The following is a 3,386-nucleotide window of genomic DNA, read 5'->3' on the forward strand; positions in this document are numbered from 1 at the left end:
TTCCAACAGCTACGCATGATCTGCAAGATATCCATGAAACCTTAGATGCGTTTGATGCAATTAGAACACGTTTAGAAAACGGAACCTATAAAAGATTGTCGGCATCCGTTGCGGCAGCCATGGGAGAGTAATACCCCAAAAGATATCAAAGATAACTATAAGAAAACGGCTGTAAATAAATTTTGCAGCCGTTTTCTATTTTGAATGAATTGTTTCTAAATATGGTATAAGTTAATTTTTTAAGTTTACTTCTTAATTTATATAATGATGACCATGAAATACCCATCAAAAGTTTCCTACGGATTATTGATTTTTATTTTTCTGATTTTCTTTGCACCTTTAAGTTATGAATTATTCAATGACGGAGTTCAAAGTAAATTCAATAGTGGAATCGTTGGATTAATCGGGTTTCTTTTGATTCTCTTTGCTTTAGTTTCACATCTTTTCTTACAAACATTTTATATAATTGATGGTAGTCAACTCAAAATAAAATGTGGTTTTATTTCTTACAAACCCATCGAAATAAAGCATATAACTGAGATATCTGCAACTCATAGTTTAGCAGCTTCGCCCGCACCGTCATTTGACCGTATTGAAATCAAATATGGGAAATTTGGCACTATAATAATTTCACCAAAAGACAAATTTAGTTTTGCCAATCACCTTTTAAATATAAATCCAAATATCAAAAACAACCTATTACAATACAAATAGATCTATTGTCATCTATTTAATTTGGATTTAGCTTTTATTTGCGACCATTTTTTTTACAATTTGATCTAAAATAACTTTATAAAGCGGAAGGAAAAATATTGCATTTATTATCATTTTAAAAAAATAATCGACCGTGGCAATTTCAACAAGATTTTCTGCAAGATAGGTGTCTGAAGTTTTGTAAAAAGCAATGAAAAAAAAGACAAATGTGTCCAATAAATTCCCAAAAATTGCGGAAGCGAATGGGGCATGCCACCATTGTTTATGTTGTCTTAGTTTATTAAACACATAAATGTCCAAAATTTGCCCTACCACATAAGCTGAAAAACTAGCGACTGCAATTCGTGCCACAAAAAGATCAAAATGAAAGAAAGATTCGTATCCCAACCAGATGCCATGTCTAAAACCAACCGTTATCACATACGAAATCACCAAAGCAGGAAGCATGGCGTAAAAAATAATTCGTCGGCCTAATTTTGCACCAAAAAGACGTACGGTCAAATCGGTAGCCAAAAAGATAAATGGAAACGTAAAGGCGCCCCATGTGGCCTTAACACCAAATACGGTAATTGGGAATTGCACCAAATAATTACTTGAGGCGACAATTAATATATGAAACGCCGCGAGTAAAAGTGCAATCCTCTGAATTTTTGTGGAGGAGATCATGTGTTTCTTAGTTTTTTAACGTGGGAGAATTTCGAACCACGTGCCTCGTTTTAAACAAAAAGGAGGAGGCGCAAGTTACTTCCTTTTTTGTTCATATAATTATGGATAGCTATCAAATTTCAGGAGGTTTAAAATCTTGAAATTAAATAAAATTTCTATCAAGAATTTTTTAATTCATTTTGTTTGATCCGCTTATTACTGATTTTGTAAATGATCAGAATAACTATCAATAAACCAATTTGCGATAAAATGGTTTCTAGTGTTGGATAAAAACCCAACCAATCAATTCGGAATAGGGAAGGGATTCCAGTTACCGAAACCCAACCACTTTCTTGGAGTGAGTGAAAACCTTTGCCCATAAGAATAATGGCCAACAACAAAATAATCCATGACGAATAACGGAACAGCTGCTGCACTGGGATTCTTTTGGAATATTTTTGAAACAAATAAACCATCAATCCTATGCAGATTACTGCCATCAAAGTGCCTAAACCTATGGCCGATTTGTTTTCTGGATTTGTATCTAAGTTGATGGCCTGTAAAAACAGAATGACTTCAAAAACCTCACGAAACACAACCATAAACGAAAATGCGGCAAGACCAAACATTTTATCTTTATGAAGATAACGTCCAACTTTGTTCTCGATAAATGCTTTCCATTTTTTTGTATGTGAATGGTTATGTAACCAAAATCCAACATATATTAATACAAAAACAGCGAATAATGCAATTAGACCTTCCATTATCTCTCTGTTTTTTCCACCAAATTGAATAATATAATCTGACAAAAACCAACCCGCTATTCCAAAAAGAACCGCTGTAATCCATCCGCCATGAAGCCACGGTAATGCTTTTTTAACGCCCGATGTTCGGATTAATGCCAACACCACAGCCAGTATCAAAAAGGCTTCAAGACCTTCGCGCAGCATAATGGAAGCTGCCATTATAAAAGTCATCCAATAGCTCAATTTATGGCTTTGGAGTAGTTCGTTGGCTTGATCAATTAATACTAACGCTTTTTCAGTTTCTTCTTGAAGAATTTCAACACCTTTATCTTTCTCGATCACTTGTCTGACTTTGAGCATTTGCTGTTCAATTTTTTGGGTAAATGCTGGGTCGTTGGCATTTAAACGGGTTTCTACCGGTTCAATACCCTCCAAATAAGCGGTCAAAGCATGGTTGCGCGCCAATGATTTATTACCTTCACTATAGCTTTTTAAAGCTGCATTTAGTTGCTCTTTGGCGATTGCCAAGCTGTTATCGGCTTCATTTCCAGTTGGGGCCAATAATCGTAAGGCTTTTAATTGCTCGTCTGCGTGATCTGAGTTTTCGGAAAGACTGGTCAGTAGTTCATCATCAGAATAGGTGGCCACAGCTTTTAAGTTGATATTAGAATATGCGGCTTCAAAAAAGGCTTTTAGAGCTTCGCCATCGGTTTCATTATCATCAAATCGTAGTCCTTTGATATAAAAAGCCAAATCCCAAAGTTGTACTTCGGTCAATTCTGAAAAGGCGCGCATAGTGGTGCCGGTTACCCCTAATTTTATCGTATTATAAGCTTGAAAAGGGGATACTTGGCGCATTAAGTCGGAATCATGAAAATTGCTGGGCGCAGGATCTTGACCTTCTGACAGTTCGCCATCACCATAACCTTTGCTGCCATGGCACGACGCACAATGAATGGCGAAAAGTTGCTGGCCTTGATAAACATTTGGCCAAATGGCAGGTGCAGTTTCAATGCCGGTTATTTCAATAAGGGTATTTCGTATGTGTCTGGCGAGATCGGCAACTTCAGTATCCGGTTTTTTTTCTTTGATTGAACGTTTTAATTGTTCTAAAGTGTCGAGTAAGGTTTTATTTTCTTTGGGCAGAAACGCTCCTTCTTTGGTTAAATCGTAGGCTTGCCATGAAAACTCCAACATTTCCTCATATTCATCAGCATTTACAATTTCTCCATTTTGGACACCTTCAGGATAATCTCTCGCAATATAATCCAGTAGATGGAC

General features: G+C 36.2%; 3 protein-coding genes, 1 pseudogene and 1 riboswitch. Of the genes and pseudogenes, 2 read left to right on the plus strand and 2 right to left on the minus strand.

Going from position 1 to position 3,386, the window contains the following annotated elements; translation table 11 throughout:
• Nucleotides 1-131: pseudogene (locus VNJ50_RS02075) on the plus strand (pyridoxal phosphate-dependent aminotransferase family protein); the annotation flags it as partial.
• Nucleotides 132-273: 142 nt separating this feature from the next.
• Nucleotides 274-714: a PH domain-containing protein gene (locus VNJ50_RS02080; protein WP_325578584.1), complete on the plus strand. Its 441-nt coding sequence runs from the start codon at nucleotides 274-276 to the stop codon at nucleotides 712-714.
• Nucleotides 715-741: 27 nt separating this feature from the next.
• Here the strand turns inward: VNJ50_RS02080 and VNJ50_RS02085 are convergent, their stop codons facing one another.
• Nucleotides 742-1,380 carry a 7-cyano-7-deazaguanine/7-aminomethyl-7-deazaguanine transporter gene (locus tag VNJ50_RS02085; protein ID WP_325578586.1) on the minus strand — a complete coding sequence of 213 codons (639 nt, stop codon included), beginning with the start codon at nucleotides 1,378-1,380 and terminating at the stop codon, nucleotides 742-744.
• A 1-nt stretch (nucleotide 1,381) separates the two neighbouring features.
• Nucleotides 1,382-1,426: riboswitch (PreQ1 riboswitch) on the minus strand.
• A gap of 112 nt (nucleotides 1,427-1,538) precedes the next feature.
• Nucleotides 1,539-3,386: cytochrome c/FTR1 family iron permease (locus VNJ50_RS02090; RefSeq protein ID WP_325578588.1), on the minus strand; the 1,848-nt coding region annotated here is incomplete at its 5' end.

Source organism: Gelidibacter sp., from assembly GCF_035577925.1.
GTDB lineage: Bacteria > Bacteroidota > Bacteroidia > Flavobacteriales > Flavobacteriaceae > Gelidibacter.